Source organism: Cutibacterium avidum 44067, from assembly GCF_000367205.1.
GTDB lineage: Bacteria > Actinomycetota > Actinomycetes > Propionibacteriales > Propionibacteriaceae > Cutibacterium > Cutibacterium avidum.
In genome coordinates, this window is sequence record NC_021064.1 from 622,882 (window position 1) to 640,539 (window position 17,658).

Consider the following 17,658-nt stretch of genomic DNA (forward strand, 5'->3'; position numbering starts at 1 on the left):
ATGAAGACTCCTGCTGACACGCGAGCCCGCCGCCGACTCATCGCCGTCATCGCCACCGGCACCGCCCTGGTGGTGCTGGTGGTGTTCGGCGTCTACGGACTTCTCACCGGCCCCAACCAGGCCCCGACGGAGAACGCGGCCCCGACACCGGCAGCACCGGCCTCCCCGGCGCCATCGCCTGGCGTCTCACCGACCCCGTCGCGCCCGGTGGTGCCGCCGGTGCGGGCCAGCCGGGACCCGGAGACGTTCGCGGGCAATGCCACCCACGCCCTGTTCACCTGGGACACCACCACCGGGCTCATGCCCCTGGACTACACGGCCGCCCTCCTCGACGTCGGCGACCCCACCGGCACCGAGCAGGCAGGACTCGCCGCCGACATCGCCACCTACCTGCCCACCCGTGAGGCCTGGGCCAAGCTGCGCCCCTACGCGACAACTCAGACTCTCACCATCGACTCGATCCGGGTTCCGGACTCGTGGGCGCAGGCCGTCCAGCAGGCGCATCCCGGCCAGCTCCCCGAAGGCGCTACGGCCTACACGATCCACGGCACCCGGCACCGCGACGGCACGTGGAACGGGAAACGGACCTCGGCCGAACGGGACGTCGCGTTCACGGTGTTCATCGCCTGCCCTGTCGGTAAGGACTGCTATCTGCTGCGCCTGTCCGGGCTCGACAACCCCCTGAACTGAAAAGGGGCAACGTCATGTTGAAGAAGCTCGCCATCCTCGCCGCAGCCCTTATGTTCCTCGTGCCCACCCTCGGCCTTGTCGGCGTCGCCCTGGTCATGAACCCGGCCGCCAACGCCGCCTGCACCACCACCGGCAGCCCGGGAGTCGCGGTCGGAAACGTCCCGGATTCGCTGGAGGTGACCACCGCGGCCGGGGAGACATTCACGCTCAACCACCAGCAGCTCACCCACGCCGCGACCATCATCACTGAAGGCTCCACAATCGACGGCGTCACCCGGGACGGGCTGAAGATCGCCCTCATGGCCACGCTCACCGAGTCCACGCTGCGGATGCTCGCCAATACCGGCACCTACCCCGAATCCGGGGACTATCCGAACGACGGGAACGGCTCCGACCACGACAGTCTCGGCCTGTTCCAGATGCGTCCCCAATCTGGCTGGGGCACCGTCAAGCAGCTCATGGACCCCACCTACCAGGTGCAGGCGTTCTTCGGCGGCCCCAAAGGCCCCAACTACCCCTCGCCGCGCGGCCTGTTGGACATTCCCGGCTGGGAGCAGATGGGCAAAGGAGAGGCCGCCCAGGCCGTGGAAGTCTCCGCCTACCCCGACCGGTACGACAACTATGCGCCCGTCGCCGAGAAGATCCTCACCACTCTCACCAGTGGCGGGCACGGCTCTGGCTCCGGCGCGAAGCCGGTGGTGACGGGTGAGTCGTCGCGGGTCGTGTTCCCGCTTCCGGAGGGCACCTGGGTGCAGACCTCGCAGTTCGGGCCCCGGGTCGATCCGATCAACGGGGAATCCCGCATCCACTCCGGCGTTGATCTCGCCGCACCACAGGGCACGCCCATCATGGCTGCCGCCGACGGGACCGTCACCGTCGCCCGCTACACCGAGGCGGGCGGCGGGACCATCGTCATCGAACACCACATCGACGGCACCACCCTGGCCACCGCCTACATCCACATGTGGCAGACCGGCATCCACGTCACCGCAGGACAGAAGGTGACCGCAGGCCAGCACATCGGCGACGTCGGATCGTCCGGGCACTCCACCAGGCCACACCTGCACTTCGAGGTCCGCCCCGGCGGCACCAATAGTGAGGCCATCGACCCCGCCCCCTGGCTCAACCAGCACCACGCCGCCGACCTGCCCGAAGCCACCGGCGGCACCGACAGCCACGGCTGCTCGACCTCCAGCACCGCGGGCGACCCCGCCGCCTTCCCCGGAGGCAACCCCGACACGCTCGTGGACGATCCGACCACGGATGGGCAGATCACCGCGCGCATGGCCTACGTCATGGCCCAGACGAAGCAGGCCTTCCCCGACACCTCGTGGTCCTGCTACTCACCGCGCACCGGCACCAAGTCCGAGCACCCACTCGGGCGGGCCTGCGACATCACCTTCGGCAACCCCATCGGGAAGCGCCCCACCCCAGCTCAGCTGGCGGCCGGGTGGGAGGTGACCAACTGGGTCAAAGACCACGCCAAGACGCTCGGCGTCCAGTACCTCATCTGGCAGGGCACCATCTGGAACATCGACCGGGACTCTGAGGGCTGGCGCCCCTACAACGGCGGCGGCATGCACGACCCAACCGACATCACCGGCGGGCATTACGACCATCTCCACATCACCGTCAAAGAAGGAGCCCTGTCATGAACGTGTTCCCCAACTTCGACGGCCTCTCGGGCATCGGCGACCTCAAAACCGTCATCGGCGCCGTCCTCACCATCGTCCTGGTCATCGCAGTCCTCATGATCATCGTCTCCGCCATCATCTGGGCCATCGCCACAGGAACCGGCAACACCAGCGTCGCTACAAAAGCCCGCGCAGGCGTCCTCGTTGCCCTGGGCGCAGCAGTCCTCGCCGGGGCCGGAGTCGCCTGGATCAACTGGCTCATCCACCTCGGCCAGCAGCTCTGAGTCCTATGGCGATAGCCGATCAGAGTGAGATGATTGGCCAGTGACCACGGTGAGCGGTGATTTCGACCTGAGCATGGATGAGCTACGCGCGGTCGCCCGCTTCGTCACAGAAGCCGCGGAGAGCGTTCTGCCGCGCTTCAAGGATGCCGTCCCGGACGATCCCCGCCCTCAGTCCGCAATTGCCGCGGCACGGGAGTTCATCGACGGTGCCGCACGCTCGAAGCGTCAGCGTGTCACCTCCTTGGATGCTCACCGGGCCGCGATGGAAGCACCAGACGACGTCTCCCGTCTCGCCGCACAAGCCGCCGGTGATGCCGCATCGGCGGCGTACCTGCATCCCATCGCGAAGGCCACCCAGGTTGGCCACATTCTGCGGGCTCAAGCAAACCTCGCACTCATCGCTCAGATCGACGCCGATGGGAATCCTGAGGCCGCCGCTGTTCAACTGGACATGGTCTGCGGCGACGCGCCTTCGATAGTTGTCGATGTCCTGCGTCGCTACCCTCCCGCCCCGAAGGGGAAGAGTCCTGCTTCCCAGCTCATGGCACGACTGGACACCAAACTGCGGACCAGACACGGAGACTGAACGGCCCATCCCAATGCGTTGAGTAGGGGTCTGCTGAAGGTTTGGTTGAGTCGCCTGGATCGACTGGCTTGTCCACGTCGACCGGCAACCCTGAACAGACCACCTCAACCCGTCTCGGATCGTTTCCGAGGCGGGCTTCTTGCTGTCCTGGTGAGACGGGTGCACCTGCTGGTCGACCGCAATTCTTGTGCCACCCCGCGTGGTGGCCGACCATCCGGGAGTTCCTCATGATCGACCTCGCATCCGCCCTGCTCCACCTGCCCACATTGGTGCCGTTGGACATCAACATCAGCCCCAACGATTCCGGCCTGCCCGGCATCTCCCAGCTGCGCACCATCGTCGGCGCCGTCATGACCATCGGGCTCATCCTGTCCGTCCTCGCACTCATCATCTCGGCGATCGTGTGGGGCTTCGGCGCCAACTCCTCCAACCCACACCTGGCCGGGCGCGGCAAGATCGGCGTCCTCGTCTCCTGCGGCGCGGCCGTGATCTGCGGTGCCGCCGTCACGCTCATCAACTTCTTCTGGAACGTCGGCCAACAGGTCTAACCCCATCCACTCACATCTTGGAGGTTTGTGATGGGTGTCTGCGATGTTCCCGTCATCTCATCGGTGTGCGACGCCGCCGGAGAAGCCGCCGCCACCCTCGTCTCCGCCCCGTTCGACTGGCTGGCCTCCACCATGGGGCAAGCCGCCGGGTGGCTCATCGAGGCCATGTGGAAAGTCTTCGACTCCACCACCCTCGTCGACGTCACCGCCAAGGGCTACCTGGACGTGTACAACCTGCTCTTCGGCATCGGCGTGCTCATCGTCCTGCTCTTCTTCTGCTTCCAACTCATCCTCGGCCTCATCCGCCGAGAACCCTCCGCGTTGTCGAGGGCAGCCCTGGGGGCGGGCAAAGCCGTCCTCGGCTCGTTCCTCGTCATCACCCTGACCGCCACAGCCCTGGAGATCGTCGACCAACTGTGCATTGGCATCGTCCAAGCCGCGGGAGAGACCACCGGGACCATGGGGGACAAGATCGCGCTGCTCACCGCGGGCCTCACTGGGATCAACATCGCCGCCCCCGGGGTGGGGGCGATCGTGACGGTCTTCCTCGCCGGGCTCATGATCTGCGCAGTCGCCATCGTGTGGTTCTCCCTGCTGATCCGCAAGGCCCTGCTGCTGGTGGCGATCGTCCTGGCACCGGTCGCGTTCGCCGGGGCTGCTTGGGATGTCACCCGCTCCTGGATCGGCAAGTGGGCGGCGTTCGTGGTGGCGTTGATCGTCTCCAAACTCGTCCTTGTTGTTGTGTTTCTCATCGCCATCATCCAGGTCGCCACCCCCATCGAGGCGGACCTGTCGGCGGTGACCGAACCGATCTCGGGGATCGTGCTGCTGTTCATCGCCGCGTTCGCCCCCTACATGGTCTACCGGTTCATCTCCTTCCTCGGCTTCGACCTCTACCACGCGATGGGCACCGAGCAGGAAGCCAAGAACGCCCTCAACCAGCCCATCCCCGTCCCCTCCAAACCGAAATCTGACGGGGTGAAGAAGATCCTCGACGGCGGCGACAGCGAAGGCCCGGGTGGTGGTTCTGCGCCGCCCACCGGAGGCCCGCCACCCACGACCACGGCGCCCACAACAGGGTCGACCGCAGCCACCACCGAGACCGCCGGGGCCGGAGGAGGCGGCGCGGCTGCGGCAGGACCCGCCGCCGCAGTCATCGTCGCCGCCGAGGTCGTCAAAGACGCAGCCGAAGCCGGACCCAAACTCGGCCACGAGGTCGGCGACCAAGCCGAGTCCGCCGCTGACGCCGCCAACGAGGCAGGAAGCCCCACGCCACCCGAACACGGCAGTCCCAGCGCGCCGCCGCCGTCGACGCCGCAGCCGAATCCGCCATCCAGTGACCCCGCACCGCCACCGGCCGACCCGAAGCCGCCCGCTGATCCGCCCGCACGCCAGCCACCCAAGGAGTGACCCGTCATGACGTCAACCAGTACTCCCGGCACGGAGCTGGTGCCGGTGAAGTTCTCCCGGCTGACCCGCCGCGGCATCCTCCTTGGCCTCTCCGCCTCACAGCTCGTGACGCTGGCTGTCGGGGTGGTGTCCCTCGTGTGGGCGTTCTACGCAGGCGGCGGCATCCTCATCGCGCTGACCGCACCCATCTGGCTCCTTGCCGCAGCCCTCACATGGATACCCTTCGCCGGGCGGCCCATCGTCGAATGGGTCCCCGTCGGCTTCTGGTGGCTCTGGAAAACCACCGGCGGGCAGCTGCTCTACCGCCGCCGCATTATCCGGCCCCGCCCCGAGGGCACCCTCGCCCTGCCCGGGGACACCGCGCGGCTGCGCGAATACCGCGACCCCGTCACTGGGGCAGGAATGATCCACGACCCCACAGCTGCCACGCTCACTGCCGTCATCTCGGTCACCCACCCGGCTTTCGTCCTCCTGGACCCCGGCGAACAGGAACGCCGCGTCACCTCCTGGAGCCGGGTCCTGGCCACCGTATGCCGCTCCGGGCGAGTAGCCATGTTGCAAGTCCTCGAACGCACCCTGCCGGATTCAGGCACGGGCCTTGCCGAATGGTGGGCCACCCACGGAACCCACGACTCGTCGTGGGCATCCACCACCTACAGTGAGCTGATCGACCGGGCCGGGCCCGCAGGAGAACGCCACGCCACCACACTGTCGCTGTCCTTGGACATGAAGGCAGCGGCCCGGCAGATCCGCACCGCAGGCGGCGGCATCCGCGGCGGCGCCGCTGTCCTGCGTCAAGAGATGAACACGCTCGTCGCCGCCCTGCGCTCCGCCGATCTGGCGCCGTCGGCGTGGCTGACCTGCGGGCAGATCGCCGTCATCCTGCGCTCCGCCTACGACCCCGCCGTCGCCGCCACCCTGGAACGTCACGGGGAACTCGGCCAGAACCTCGCCACCGCAGGGCCCGTCGCCGTCAACGAGTCCTGGAACCGGCTCCGCACCGACTCCGCCCACCACGCCGTGCTCTGGATCAGTGAGTGGCCGCGCTCCATGGTCTACCCGGGCTTCCTCGCGCCCATCCTGCTCTCCACCGGAATCCAACGCTCCTTCTCGCTTCTGTGCACGCCGATGCGCTCCGACCAGGCCGCCCGCGACATTCGGAAGAAGAAGACCGAATACATCTCCGACGCCGCGCAGCGCCAGAAGATCGGGCAGATCGAGGACGCCGCCCAGACAGCCGAATACCACGACGTCCTCCAGCAGGAAGCCGACCTCACCGCAGGCCACGGCGTCCTGCGCTACACCGGCCTCATCAGCGTCTCCGCCACCACCAGCGACGACCTCGACGCTGCGGTCGCCGCCATCGAACAAGCCGCCATCCAAGCCTCCTGCGAAACCCGGCTCCTCGTCGGCCAGCAAGCCCGAGCCTTCACCGCAGCAGGGCTTCCACTGTGCCGGATCGTGTGAGATCTACTGGACGTCGAAGGTCCTTTCACGGTGTTCGCCGTCTTCCAGCCATGCCACCTTCAACTTCGGACCGTCAGTACCCATGGAGTACACGACCGGCAAGCGCCACGAGGTTCCCGCTTGGAGAGTGACCGGGGCCGACGGGGGGATGATCCGCATGAGTCCGGAGTCGGCCTCGGCATCGAAGGTGACGTCTACGGCGTCCTCACTGCCGTCGTTGAAAACCTCGAACCATCGCTTCGTCTTGTAGCCCATCTTGCCGCGCTTATCCAGCCCGGTGGCTTCCTGTTCCTGCTGCGACTGGACGCGAATGCGAACACCTGCTGGCTCTTGCTGGAGCGTGGGTACTCCGAGGTTGAGCTTGGCGATGTCGAACTCGATCGCCTTCCAGACCTCGTGCTCCAGTTGGCCTGGGTTGGCAAACTCGCCTAGGAGGCCTCTCTGGCTGATCTGCTCTCTGAACTGTCGCAAGCCTTCGAGTTGCGAAGTGTCTACATCGTGTGGAAGCGGTGCCGTGGAGAAGTAGAGGTGGACAGGCTTTCCAGTGGCAACAGATCGCTCGATTTCCTCAACTGTTCCCGAAACCGCATCAGGTGTTGGAGAACCCAGGCGGCTGCCGAAGAGGGCGATCACGATGTCGGCACCGTCGACGCCTTGCTCGTTAATCTGGGCCTGCGGGTGTCCTCCGAGCAACGGTACTGAGGATGTCTCCCACCGCCAGGGCAGGAGAATGATCTGCTTCGAGACGGTGTTGGCGTCGTTCCAGTTGTGAAGCGCCTTCTCGACGGCGTCACGAGCATCGATGGTGTCGGAGGGCGATGCGATGGCGACGCGAAGCACGTTGGCTGGGAAAGTCATAGCTCAAGCGTACGGATGGGTACCGACATTGTGACGGGGTCCGTGGCGCACCTGTTTCCCACACGACTATGAGGGAGGCTGTCATGCCCACGTTTTACGATCCCGGCGCGGACGCCGGGGAAGCTTCCGAGGCGCTGCGCGGGCTCGCGCACGCTACCGGGACCATTGAGCATCCGCGGGACATGTACTCGGTGCTCGGTGACCTGCTGTCGGGAGTGAGGTCGCTGCGGCAGGTTCTCGACCAGCTCGCGTCGGCTCATGCCAGCAGCCGGGAACTGGCGTTCGACGACTACGGGGATCACGCGTCGGGGTCTTCCGATGCTCTGGCCGCAGCTGACGAACTCCACCAGACCGCGACCTTGATCGACCAGGCGGAAGACCGGCTCAACGTGGCGATGTCGGCGGCTGGGCGGATCGCCTGGCACACCGAACCCTCAACCGAACAGGTACCGGTCCGGCGCTGGGTATCCGTGGTGTTCCTCCAGGATTCCGAAGCGGACGAGGTCCTCGACATGATCGACCGCGACGGCCCTGATGCCGCGATGACCTACTTGAAGAATTGGGACTCTGGGGACGAGACGACCGACGCAGCAATGGAAGACGGCCACGTCTACGACCTGCCACCCGCAGGCGTGCTCGATCGGGAAGTCCGCGACGGGGACTACCAGATGACCTACAACCACTCTTTCGGCCACGTCGGCCTCTACCGCCTCCACACCATCGAACCGGGCGACGTGCTCGACGACGAACGCGCACGTCCGGCCTTGGCTCATGCTGAAGTAATGAGGGTGGTGTCCGACGGATCGTGGTTTGAGCATCCGGGTGTCGTCGCGGTCAAGCAGTCGCGGGGGCTGGGACTGTGACCGGCGAAGAACCAGAGACCCTCCACACGGCAGTGCTCGTCGCCCCAGCCAAGGAACGACGACGTCTGCGCAAGCAGCGCCGTCAGGCTGCGGCCCGACTCCAGGGCGAACAACGCGCCGCCGAACGCGAGGCGGCCCGTGCGAAGAACGAAGCGGAGCGCGCCGAGCGGAAAGCGATCACGTATCTGCCTGCCGCCGGTGAGCCCGGACCCGCGCAGCTGCGTTCACCTGGCCGGTTTCGGCTCCCGCGCCATCAGGACACCTCCGCAACCCTGGCCGGGGCCTACCCGTTTCTTGCCGAGGGAGGGCTGGGTTCCGATGGGGTCTTCGTGGGGCAGGACCTCTACTCGGGTGGCAGCTTCGTGTACGACCCGTGGGTGCTCTACGCCGGCGGCGTCATCACCGCACCCAACCTGGTCCTCGCGGGGATTGTCGGCTCCGGGAAGTCGTCACTGGCCAAGAGCCTCTATACCCGCTCACTGCCATTCGGGCGGCGCGTGTACGTGCCCGGGGACCCGAAAGGTGAACACACCGCTGTCGCCGAAGCAGTTGGTGGCCGGGCGATCGTCCTCGGCCACGGCATGTCGACCCGCCTCAACCCGTTGGATGAGGGATACCGGCCCGCAGGGATGGACGATCAAGAGTGGGCCTCCACCATCGCGTCCCGACGCCGCGACCTCATCGGCGCACTGGCCGAAACCGTCCTCACTAGGCCACTGTCGCCGTTGGAGCACACCGCCATCGATACCGCCTTGACCGAAACGGTGCGCGGCAATGATGTGCTGATCCTGCCCATGGTCGTCGACCACGTCCTCAAACCCAGCACATCGGCGGACCCGGACGGGAGGCTTGCCGAGGACGGGCGCCTCGTCGGCCACGCCCTACGCCGACTGGTGGCAGGTGACCTGGCCGGGCTCTTCGACGGCCCCTCGACCGTCACTTTCGACCCGACGCTGCCGATGATCTCCCTCGACCTGTCCCGGGTCGCTGAGAACTCCACGTTGATCTCCGTGCTGATGACCTGCTCCAGCGCGTGGATGGAGTCGGCCCTGCTGGACCCGGCAGGTGGGCAGCGGTGGTGCATTTACGACGAGGCCTGGCGCCTCATGTCGCACCCCGCCCTCTTGAAACGGATGGATGCGCACTGGCGACTGGCCCGCCACTACGGCATCGCCAACATGCTGATCTTCCACAAACTCACCGACCTGGAAAACGTCGGCGACCAAGGCTCCGCCATGCGCTCTCTCGCCAACAGCCTCCTGGCCAATGCGGAGACCAGGATCATCTACCGGCAAGAATCCGACCAGCTCGGCACCACCGCCCAAACCCTCGTGCTGACCGGCACGGAGCAGAAACTTTTGCCCGGCCTCGGCGTCGGGCAAGGCCTCTGGCGCATCAAGGACCGCTCCTTCGTCTGCCAGCACCAGCTCCACCCCGACGAACTCGCCCTCTTCGACACCACGACTCGTATGACCAGCTGACGTCAGGGACGCCCGGTGCACCTGATCGGCATGAGTATTCATCACAGTCGCTCTGCCAACCCCGACGAGACACCGGTCAGCCTGCCGCTGGCCATCATCACGGTCGACACCTACGGGGTCCTTACCGTCAGCTTGGACGGCGCCGACTACCCGCCACCTTCGCCAACGGCACCGTGGACGAAAGGCCGGTTCGGGGAACTTCTCGACGTCCTCACCGCGGACCGCACGCGGACCATCCGCGTCGAGATCCATGAGGTCGACGGCAGCACGTTCACCGACATCATCCGCGCAGCCCGGACCCCACATCCCGACTCGACCGATGAGTCGCCCGCGCCTCGTCGGGCCCGGCACCGCCACGCACCAGAAACCATCGAGGTGACCGGGGCCGGGTTCCAACCGGGCGAAGACGTCACCATCGCCCTCGTCCGGAGCACTGCTGAAGCGACCGCAGCTGGGACCGTCCGCGTGACACTGAATCTCGGAGAACTACCCACGGATGGCGCAGTCGTGCTATTGGTTGGCGCCAGCTCGGCGCGGGTCATGACTCGGCGGGTGCCATGAACACGCAGCGCCAGTCCGGCTCGATGGGTGACGAGCTGACGAACATCCTCATGGTCGGGCTCGTCGCACTCTTCGGCCTCATCCTCGCCATCCGCGGCGCAGGGTCCGTCGCTGCATTCGTGACCGGCGCCGAGCAACCACAGACAGGCATCGCCGGTGGCCTGGCGGTCCTGTTCAATCCTGGTGATCCGGCAGGCGCGCTCCACGCCGACGGACTCAACCCCATCGCCTACTGGATCACCCTGACGCTCGTGCTCGGCCTCCTCGGGGCTGGCGGGACCTGGGGGTGGATCAAGTGGCGACGCCACTCCCGAGCGGTCGATGTGGACCCACACCGATTGGCGGGTACGGCCACCGGCCACGAAGTCGCCACCGCAGCCTCAGCGAAAGCACTCGTCCGCCGAGCCGGGACACTCCGCCCGTCCCTCGATACGCCAGAACCGCACGATGTGGGGTTTCTGCTGGGCCAGTCGAAGGGCAAACAGGTGTGGGCCAGCGTCGAGGACTCCATCCTCCTCATCGGGCCGCCCCGCTCCGGTAAGGGCCTACATATCGTCATCCCCGCGATCCTCGACGCGCCCGGCGCCGTGGTCACCACGAGCACCCGGCCCGACAATCTCACCGCCACGCTCAAGGCCCGGCAGAAGATTGGGCCCGTCGCCGTATTCGACCCCCAGCACTTGGCTGAGGGCGTTCCCGCAGGGCTGCGCTGGTCGCCCATCCGCGGCTGCGACGACCCACTCACCGCCATGATCCGGGCCACTGGGCTCGCCGCCGCGACCGGGCTGGCCGACGGCGGGGTCGACGGAGGCGGATTCTGGGAAGGCAAGACCCGAGTCGCCCTTCAAACCCTCCTGCATGCGGCTGCATTGGATCACCGCACACCCGCCGAACTGTTCCGCTGGACCCTCGACCCCTCCGCCGCGGCTGACGCCGTCGCCATCCTCACCGGTTCGCTCCACGCAGCGACAGGCTGGGCCGAATCCCTGGAAGCCATGATCGACGCCGACCCCCGCACCCGAGACTCCATCTGGCAAGGCGTCTCCCTGGCACTGGCAGCTCTCGCAGATCCCCGCGTCCTCGATGCCGTCAGTCCCGGGCCCGGTGAGCAATTCGATCCCGAAGCCTTCATCCGCGACAAGGGCACCCTCTACCTGCTTGCCACCGGTGCCGGGGCAGGCAACAGTGCCGCCCTCGTCGCCGCGTTCGTGGAAGACCTCGTAGAAACCGCCCGTCGGATGGCCGCCCGCGGCCCGGGCGCACGGCTCGACCCACCACTCCTGCTCGGCCTGGACGAGATCGGCAACCTGGCACCGCTCCCATCCCTGCCGACTCTGATGGCTGAAGGTGGAGGCACCGGGATCACGACCATGCCCGTCCTCCAGTCCCTCGCCCAGGCCAGGGACAAGTGGAGCGAGAACCAGGCCGGAGCCATCTGGGACGCCAGCATCGTCAAGATCATCCTCGGCGGCGCCTCCAACAGTCGCGACCTCCAAGACCTCGCCACCCTCATCGGCGAACGTGACGAGTACACCGATTCCATCACCCTCGGCGACCACGGCACCCGCTCAAACCAGCGTTCCGTGCGTCGGGTGCCGATCCTGCCACCCGACCGCATCCGCACCCTCCCATTCGGCACCGGCGTCATCCTCCTGCGATCCACTCCACCGATCATCACCGACCTGCATCCCTGGCCGAAGCGCAGCGACGCCACCCAACTCACGCGTGACCGCGCGAGCATCGAAGCCCTCCTTCAACGACCACCCAGCATCGAGTAGCCGAACGCTGGGAAGCCACGTGCACCTGCCTGGCACAGCGGTCACCACCGAGTGACCGCCCCGACTCCAGGAGGTGGCCGTCATGGCTATCCGCACCCATCAGTCCGTGTCCGGCTTCGTTGCGTCCGACCCGCAGCTCACTCACACCGAGCGGGGCGATGCTCGCCTGTACCTCAAGCTCGGCATCGAGCACTACCGCAGGGAAGACGACAACAGCTACACCCAGCTGGAGACCACCTTCCACGACCTCATCGCCTTCCGCGGGGCCGCCGAACAGGGAGCCGAGCGGCTGGCCAAAGGCGACAACATCATCGCCGACGGCCACGTCCGGGAATACTCCTACGAACGAAACGGCCAGCTGCGCGAGGGCGAGGAGTTCATCGCCACCCGGATCGGCCATGACCTGGCGCGCACTCGCTACGAGGTGGACCGCAGTCAGCGGTCCCGGCCCACGCGCGACGCCGCCGCCTTTGAGCCCCAGCAGCGGCGCGTCTCATCGGCCGCCCCCGCCATGGGAATGTGAGGCAGCGAGCGATGAACGACGATCTGCGCCACCAAGTACCCGACGACGGACCACTCGATGACGGCGCCATCCCGAACGTCGACATCCCTGAACCTCCGCATCCGATCAACTGGAATCTGTTGACCGCCAACGATCTGGAGCAGGAACTGCTGGAACTGAACCGGTGGGTCGACTGGCTGCGACACACCTACGGGCTCCCGGCCTCCGTCATCCCGCCCTACTGGCACCGCCACCCCGAACTGCTCTGGGAACTCTCCGCCCTCCACCTGCACTGGCTGTGCGCCTACGACCATGACCAGAACGGTTCCGCGCCGCTCGGATGGCACCGCGACTTCGCCGACGCCCGCCAGAGACTGCGCGATTGGGTGACCGCCTCTGGCACCCGCCTCGACCGCGACCGCCCCACACGGCAGACCACCTGGCCCGGCGAAGGGTCTGAGGAACACGCCGAGGAGACCGTGATCACTGATCGGGACACTGACTTCGTCCAGTACGTTCTCGACCAGGTTGAGGCACGCGAGAAAGCTGAAGACGCGTTCTACGCCTCACTCGACACCGACACCGACGCCAGCGAGGCGTGAGCGCCATGGGACGCCGGTACGCGAAGAAGACGGGGCAGCGACCCCAGGAAGAGCGCGATCTCAGCATCCGTGCGGAGTTCAACGATCCGCCCGATCTGGACAAGCTCTGCGAGCTGCTGATCCGAATGTCCCTCCGGCGGTCCACCCCAACCTCGCCGAACCACGCGGCGCCTCGCACCGAACGGGCCAGTGCGCAGACCCAGCCAACGCCGTAGAATAGGGGCATCCGCCGCGGTGGCGGGTGTTGTGGTCCTAGCGCCTCGCGCAAGCGAGGCAACGCAAACGTGGTCTTCTTGACCTAGTCCTACAGCCTTCGGGCTCTTCTCACGATCAACACCCACCGCGAAACAGGCCGCGTCGGATCACGGGACCAGTAGTAGCGGAGAAGAGCCATGACATCCGAGCACGCGGACGAAGCAGCCATCGACAGTCTTGTCACCCCCACCCCATTCGCGGGCGCCATCGCCGTGTCCTACCTGCGCGTCTCCACCAAGGAGCAGGCGGAGAAGGGCGGCAACGCGGAGGGATTCTCGATCCCCGCCCAGCGTGAGGCCAACCAGCGCAAAGCCGACCAGCTGGGCGCCACCATCGTGGAGGAGTTCGTCGACGCGGGCGAGTCTGCCCGCAAGGCCGACCGGCCCGAACTCATGCGGATGATCAAGTACGTCGCCACCCACAAGACGAACTACTGCATCGTCCACAAAGTCGACCGCCTGGCCCGCAACCGCGCCGACGACGTCACCATCCATCTGGCTTTGAAGGATGCGGGTGTCACCCTGGTCTCCGCCACCGAGAACATCGACGAGACCCCTTCGGGCATGCTGCTACACGGCATCATGTCCTCGATCGCCGAGTTCTACTCGCGCAACCTCGCTACCGAGGTCGTCAAGGGCCTCTCGCAGAAGGCCGCCCAGGGTGGCACGGTCACGAAGGCGCCGATCGGCTACCGCAACGTCGGCATCCGTGACGACATGGGGCGCGAGGTTCGCACCGTGGAGGTCGACGAGGAACGCGCGGGGCTGGTGCGCTGGGCCTTTCAGGTCTTCGCCTCGGGGGACTGGACCACCAGCCAGCTCCACCAGGAACTCGTCGCCCGCGGGCTCACCACGTTGCCGACCCCGAGGCGCCCGTCCAAGCCGATCGCCAAGTCCACCGTGCATCGCATGCTGACGAACCCGTACTACAAGGGAGCCATCGTGTACCAGGGCGTCACCTACCGCGGAGCCCACGACCCGATCGTCCCCGTGGAAGTCTGGGAGCAGGTCCAGATCGTGCTGGGCACCCACAAGTCCGCAGCCGATGCCACCCAGATCCACGACCACTACCTCAAGGGCAGTGTCTTCTGCGGGCAATGCGGGTCCCGGCTCATCGTGTGCAACGCGAAGTCCAGTCAGGGCACTATCTACCCGTATTTCGTGTGCTCCTCCCGCCACGCCGGACGCAACAACTGCACCCGCCAAGCCATGCTCATCGAAGACGTGGAGCGCCTCATCGAACGCTTCTACACCCGAGTCCAGATCCCCGCCGCAACCCGGCAAGCGCTCTCGGAGATGATCCACGCCAAGTTCGACCAGATGATGAGTGAGGGTGCTGCCGAACTGGCTGAACTCGCCACCCGTCGCACCGAATTGGAGGGCGAGCAGACCAAGCTGCTCCAGGCCCACTACGCGGGCGCGATCCCGTTGGACCTGCTCAAGAGGGAACAGGACCGCATCAACGCCTCCCTGGAGACCATCGAGTTCCGCATCCAGGCCCACAACGGCGAGTACGCCGATGCTCGGGCGAACCTCGACGACTCGCTCGTGTTGATGTCCAACATGGCTGACATCTACGCCAACGCCGACGACGCGAACCGGCGCCTGTGCAACCAGGCCCTGTTCAAGGCCATCTACATCGACGAGGACAACGACATCCGCGTGGGCTACCGCACCCCGTTCGACGGACTGTCCAACACCGACCTCCAGGCCGACGCCCTCACCTGGGCCGACCAGGCGCACGCCCAAGCAGAAGCCCACGCCGAAGCCACCGGGGCACGCAAAAAGGGCCAGGCTGAAACCACGACCAAGGGTGGTCCCTTGGTCGAAAGTTCAAACCTGACCCATCTGGGGTGGCTAACGGGACTTGAACCCGCGACCCCCTGGACCACAACCAGGTGCTCTACCGACTGAGCTATAGCCACCATGTGCCTGCGTCAGGCAACCCGAGAAGAGTACCGGGTTCCGGAGCGGGAATGCAACTTGGTATTCCCGCCCCCCGTCGTCCGGTTTAGTCCTTTCCCGCTCCGGTGAGGAAACCTTGGTACTTCGCCGCGATCTCGTCGCAACGGTCCGCGTCCGGGCCGGGGGAGGGAACCATGAGTGCCTCGCGCCAGTACATCAATTCCTCGATGGACTCCTGGATGTCGGCGAGAGCGCGGTGGTTGCCCTGCTTCTCCGGGGTGTGGCCGAAGGCGCGCGGGTACCAGCGTCGTGCCAGCTCCTTGATGGAGGAGACGTCAACGTTGCGGTAGTGCACGTAGGACTCCAGCTCCGGCATGTCCTTGGCCAAGAAAGAACGGTCGGTGCCGATGGTGTTTCCGGCCAACGGGGCTTTTCCTGCCTGCGGGACGTAGGTGCGGATGTAATCGAGCACCTGTTCCTGGGCCTCGGACATCGTCAGTCCCTTGTCGAGCTCCTCGAGGAGTCCAGATTTGGTGTGCATGTCGCGCACGAAGTCATTCATGTGCTCGAGCCATTCGGGCTCGGGCTTGATGATGACGTCCACACCCTCGCCCTGGACGTTGAGCTGCCCATCGGTGACTAGGGCGGCCACCTCGATGAGTCCGTCGTGGGCCAGGTCGAGCCCGGTCATCTCGCAATCGATCCACACCAACATGTCTTTCACGTCACAACAGACTAGTTGGTGGTGACGACATGCCACTTTTGAGCGGTTGACGCGGAAGGGGCCCTTACCGTTTACCGCGCGGCACCCAGCGGCCCATCCAGTAGCTGCCGGCCAGACCGATGATCGCCATCACGATGCTGGCTGCCGACAGTGGCCAGACCAGGGTGACGAGGGTGACGACGATCGGTCCCATCGCCGAGCCGGTGTCCGAGAGCAGTCGCCATGCGGCCAGGAACTGAGGTCGTCCGATGGCGGGGGACGCGTCGGACCCCAGGGTCATGACGATGCCGGAGCTGGCGCCATTTCCGATGCCGATGATGAGGGCGACGATGCCAATCGGCGTCGCAGTGTGGGCCAGCGGCAGGGTCAACAGTGCGACGGCCTGGATGAAGATCGACGGCACTGCCACCCACCAGCGCCCGAACCTGTCCATGAGAGCACCGCCGGGCAGGAAGAGCAGGACGTCGGCAGCCATCGACCAGGCGTAGATGAGATCCGTGGTGGCCGGGGTGAGTCCGTTCGCATGGCACCACAGCGGTAGCAAAGAGCGTCGGGCCGAGCGAACAAGCATGAATGCCGTCACTCCCAGACCTGTCGTCCAAAGCACCTTCGAGTTCTGTTTGGCGATCGTCCAAGTCGAAATTTTGGCGGGTGCCTCGTCGTTGGCGGTTTCTGAGATGTCAACCGGTGGCAGGTCGGGCATGACCGTGGTCACGGCGGCTGCGAGCACACTTGCGACGGATGCAAATCCATATGCCCATGCCATGGAGGATTCCCGGAGGATCCATGACCCCGCCATGGGGCCGACGAACCAACCCACCCGGAATACCCCTCCCAGGGTGGACAGGGCGCGCGCCCGGTATCGGTAAGGGATGGCGACCGTCAGGTAGTTCTGTCGAGCGATGCCGTAGACGGCACCGGCCATGCCATTGACGAGTACCGCGATGGCGAGCAGTCCAAGGTGATGGGCCAGCCCCATGGGCCCCAAGGCCATCGCGTCGATGAGCATGGCGATGACCAAGGACCACTTCTCGCCGATCTTCGTGACCAGCCACCCTGCAGGGACGTCACCGATGATCTGGCCGATACCGACGAGAGCGGCGATCGCGGCAGCGAGGGCAGCGGATGCGCCGTTGTGGACCGCGGTGAGCGGAATGAGCGGGATCACCGCACCGTATCCCAGGGACGACATCAATGTCGGCAGGTAGGCGGAGACGATGATTGACGACCACTTCACCGGTGGGGCCGGGGACTCGGTGCGCGTCGAATCAATCACGGAGAAAGGTTAGGACGGCGAACAAATGGGTGCAGCCTTGCTCGTCACCTGATTGGGGCGGGCTGGGTGCTGGTGGCCGGATCCCGTTAGGATGTCAACCATGGCCCGGTAGCTCAGCGGATAGAGCAGCAGCCTTCTAATCTGTCGCGCGTGGGTTCGATTCCCACCCGGGCCGCCATCATCCTTCCGCCTTCCGCGGGACGAGGAATTGGCACAGCGGAAACTGTCCCAGGTG

The 17,658-nt window shown here is 66.1% G+C and carries 16 protein-coding genes, 2 tRNA genes and 1 pseudogene; 15 read left to right on the top strand and 4 right to left on the bottom strand.

Annotation, left to right across the window (positions count from 1 at the left end; translation table 11 throughout):
• The 7 genes from PALO_RS02885 (at position 1) to PALO_RS02915 (ending at position 6,619) form a co-directional block, all read left to right on the top strand.
• Positions 1 to 690 (top strand): hypothetical protein, encoded by a 690-nt coding sequence (locus tag PALO_RS02885; protein WP_015582342.1) that lies wholly within the window; start codon positions 1 to 3, stop codon positions 688 to 690.
• Between the two features lie 14 nt (positions 691 to 704).
• Positions 705 to 2,345 (top strand): M23 family metallopeptidase, encoded by a 1,641-nt coding sequence (locus PALO_RS02890; protein WP_015582343.1) that lies wholly within the window; start codon positions 705 to 707, stop codon positions 2,343 to 2,345.
• Positions 2,342 to 2,608, top strand: coding sequence for a DUF6112 family protein (locus PALO_RS02895; protein ID WP_015582344.1), 267 nt, complete (start codon positions 2,342 to 2,344; stop codon positions 2,606 to 2,608). The genes PALO_RS02890 and PALO_RS02895 overlap by 4 nt, the downstream gene beginning before the upstream one ends.
• A 40-nt stretch (positions 2,609 to 2,648) precedes the next feature.
• On the top strand, positions 2,649 to 3,194 hold the full coding sequence (locus PALO_RS02900) for a putative immunity protein (RefSeq protein ID WP_015582345.1): 546 nt from the start codon (positions 2,649 to 2,651) through the stop codon (positions 3,192 to 3,194).
• A 227-nt stretch (positions 3,195 to 3,421) separates the two neighbouring features.
• Entirely contained in the window at positions 3,422 to 3,742 is a 321-nt protein-coding gene (locus PALO_RS02905; RefSeq protein ID WP_015582346.1) for a DUF6112 family protein, read from the top strand.
• 30 nt (positions 3,743 to 3,772) lie between these two features.
• Complete coding sequence (locus PALO_RS02910) at positions 3,773 to 5,152, top strand: TrbL/VirB6 family protein (RefSeq protein WP_015582347.1); 1,380 nt, start codon at positions 3,773 to 3,775, stop codon at positions 5,150 to 5,152.
• A gap of 6 nt (positions 5,153 to 5,158) precedes the next feature.
• Complete coding sequence (locus PALO_RS02915) at positions 5,159 to 6,619, top strand: SCO6880 family protein (RefSeq protein WP_015582348.1); 1,461 nt, start codon at positions 5,159 to 5,161, stop codon at positions 6,617 to 6,619.
• Between the two features lie 3 nt (positions 6,620 to 6,622).
• Here the strand turns inward: PALO_RS02915 and PALO_RS02920 are convergent, their stop codons facing one another.
• Positions 6,623 to 7,459, bottom strand: a complete 837-nt coding sequence (locus PALO_RS02920) for a DUF4062 domain-containing protein (protein WP_201764012.1) — start codon at positions 7,457 to 7,459, stop codon at positions 6,623 to 6,625.
• A gap of 101 nt (positions 7,460 to 7,560) precedes the next feature.
• Here PALO_RS02920 and PALO_RS02925 point away from each other — a divergent pair, with 101 nt between their 5' ends.
• From PALO_RS02925 to PALO_RS12785, 7 genes and pseudogenes are all read left to right on the top strand, one after another.
• On the top strand, positions 7,561 to 8,340 hold the full coding sequence (locus tag PALO_RS02925) for a hypothetical protein (protein ID WP_015582350.1): 780 nt from the start codon (positions 7,561 to 7,563) through the stop codon (positions 8,338 to 8,340).
• Entirely contained in the window at positions 8,337 to 9,821 is a 1,485-nt protein-coding gene (locus PALO_RS02930; protein ID WP_015582351.1) for a TraC family protein, read from the top strand. The genes PALO_RS02925 and PALO_RS02930 overlap by 4 nt, the downstream gene beginning before the upstream one ends.
• A 30-nt stretch (positions 9,822 to 9,851) precedes the next feature.
• Positions 9,852 to 10,382, top strand: a complete 531-nt coding sequence (locus tag PALO_RS02935) for a hypothetical protein (RefSeq protein ID WP_051048734.1) — start codon at positions 9,852 to 9,854, stop codon at positions 10,380 to 10,382.
• A complete protein-coding gene (locus PALO_RS02940; protein WP_015582353.1) occupies positions 10,379 to 12,160 on the top strand; it encodes a type IV secretory system conjugative DNA transfer family protein in 1,782 nt (593 codons plus the stop codon). The genes PALO_RS02935 and PALO_RS02940 overlap by 4 nt, the downstream gene beginning before the upstream one ends.
• 82 nt (positions 12,161 to 12,242) lie before the next feature.
• Positions 12,243 to 12,683, top strand: a complete 441-nt coding sequence (locus PALO_RS02945; protein ID WP_015582354.1) for a single-stranded DNA-binding protein — start codon at positions 12,243 to 12,245, stop codon at positions 12,681 to 12,683.
• A gap of 11 nt (positions 12,684 to 12,694) precedes the next feature.
• Positions 12,695 to 13,264 (top strand): hypothetical protein, encoded by a 570-nt coding sequence (locus tag PALO_RS02950; protein ID WP_015582355.1) that lies wholly within the window; start codon positions 12,695 to 12,697, stop codon positions 13,262 to 13,264.
• Between the two features lie 392 nt (positions 13,265 to 13,656).
• Positions 13,657 to 14,703, top strand: a pseudogene (locus tag PALO_RS12785) (recombinase family protein); the annotation flags it as partial.
• 664 nt (positions 14,704 to 15,367) lie between these two features.
• On the opposite strand, the gene PALO_RS02970 reads toward PALO_RS12785, so the two are convergent.
• The 3 genes from PALO_RS02970 to PALO_RS02980 form a co-directional block, all read right to left on the bottom strand.
• Positions 15,368 to 15,443, bottom strand: a tRNA-His gene (locus PALO_RS02970).
• A gap of 86 nt (positions 15,444 to 15,529) precedes the next feature.
• Complete coding sequence (gene orn, locus PALO_RS02975) at positions 15,530 to 16,138, bottom strand: oligoribonuclease (protein ID WP_015582358.1); 609 nt, start codon at positions 16,136 to 16,138, stop codon at positions 15,530 to 15,532.
• A 73-nt stretch (positions 16,139 to 16,211) separates the two neighbouring features.
• On the bottom strand, positions 16,212 to 17,384 hold the full coding sequence (locus PALO_RS02980) for an MFS transporter (RefSeq protein ID WP_080634292.1): 1,173 nt from the start codon (positions 17,382 to 17,384) through the stop codon (positions 16,212 to 16,214).
• Between the two features lie 141 nt (positions 17,385 to 17,525).
• Between PALO_RS02980 and PALO_RS02985 the strand changes: the two genes are divergently transcribed.
• Positions 17,526 to 17,601: transfer RNA gene (locus tag PALO_RS02985), tRNA-Arg, on the top strand.
• Positions 17,602 to 17,658: the final 57 nt, after the last annotated feature.

Bases quoted from the DNA above. Each gene is read 5' to 3' on its own strand.
- PALO_RS02925 (WP_015582350.1), top strand. From the start codon at position 7,561: ATGCCCACGTTTTACGATCCCGGCGCGGACGCCGGGGAAGCTTCCGAG.
- PALO_RS02885 (WP_015582342.1), top strand. From the start codon at position 1: ATGAAGACTCCTGCTGACACGCGAGCCCGCCGCCGACTCATCGCCGTC.
- PALO_RS02935 (WP_051048734.1), top strand. From the start codon at position 9,852: ATGAGTATTCATCACAGTCGCTCTGCCAACCCCGACGAGACACCGGTC.
- PALO_RS02905 (WP_015582346.1), top strand. From the start codon at position 3,422: ATGATCGACCTCGCATCCGCCCTGCTCCACCTGCCCACATTGGTGCCG.
- PALO_RS02950 (WP_015582355.1), top strand. From the start codon at position 12,695: ATGAACGACGATCTGCGCCACCAAGTACCCGACGACGGACCACTCGAT.
- orn (WP_015582358.1), bottom strand. From the start codon at position 16,138: ATGTTGGTGTGGATCGATTGCGAGATGACCGGGCTCGACCTGGCCCAC.
- PALO_RS02940 (WP_015582353.1), top strand. From the start codon at position 10,379: ATGAACACGCAGCGCCAGTCCGGCTCGATGGGTGACGAGCTGACGAAC.
- PALO_RS02915 (WP_015582348.1), top strand. From the start codon at position 5,159: ATGACGTCAACCAGTACTCCCGGCACGGAGCTGGTGCCGGTGAAGTTC.
- PALO_RS02910 (WP_015582347.1), top strand. From the start codon at position 3,773: ATGGGTGTCTGCGATGTTCCCGTCATCTCATCGGTGTGCGACGCCGCC.
- PALO_RS02890 (WP_015582343.1), top strand. From the start codon at position 705: ATGTTGAAGAAGCTCGCCATCCTCGCCGCAGCCCTTATGTTCCTCGTG.
- PALO_RS02895 (WP_015582344.1), top strand. From the start codon at position 2,342: ATGAACGTGTTCCCCAACTTCGACGGCCTCTCGGGCATCGGCGACCTC.
- PALO_RS02945 (WP_015582354.1), top strand. From the start codon at position 12,243: ATGGCTATCCGCACCCATCAGTCCGTGTCCGGCTTCGTTGCGTCCGAC.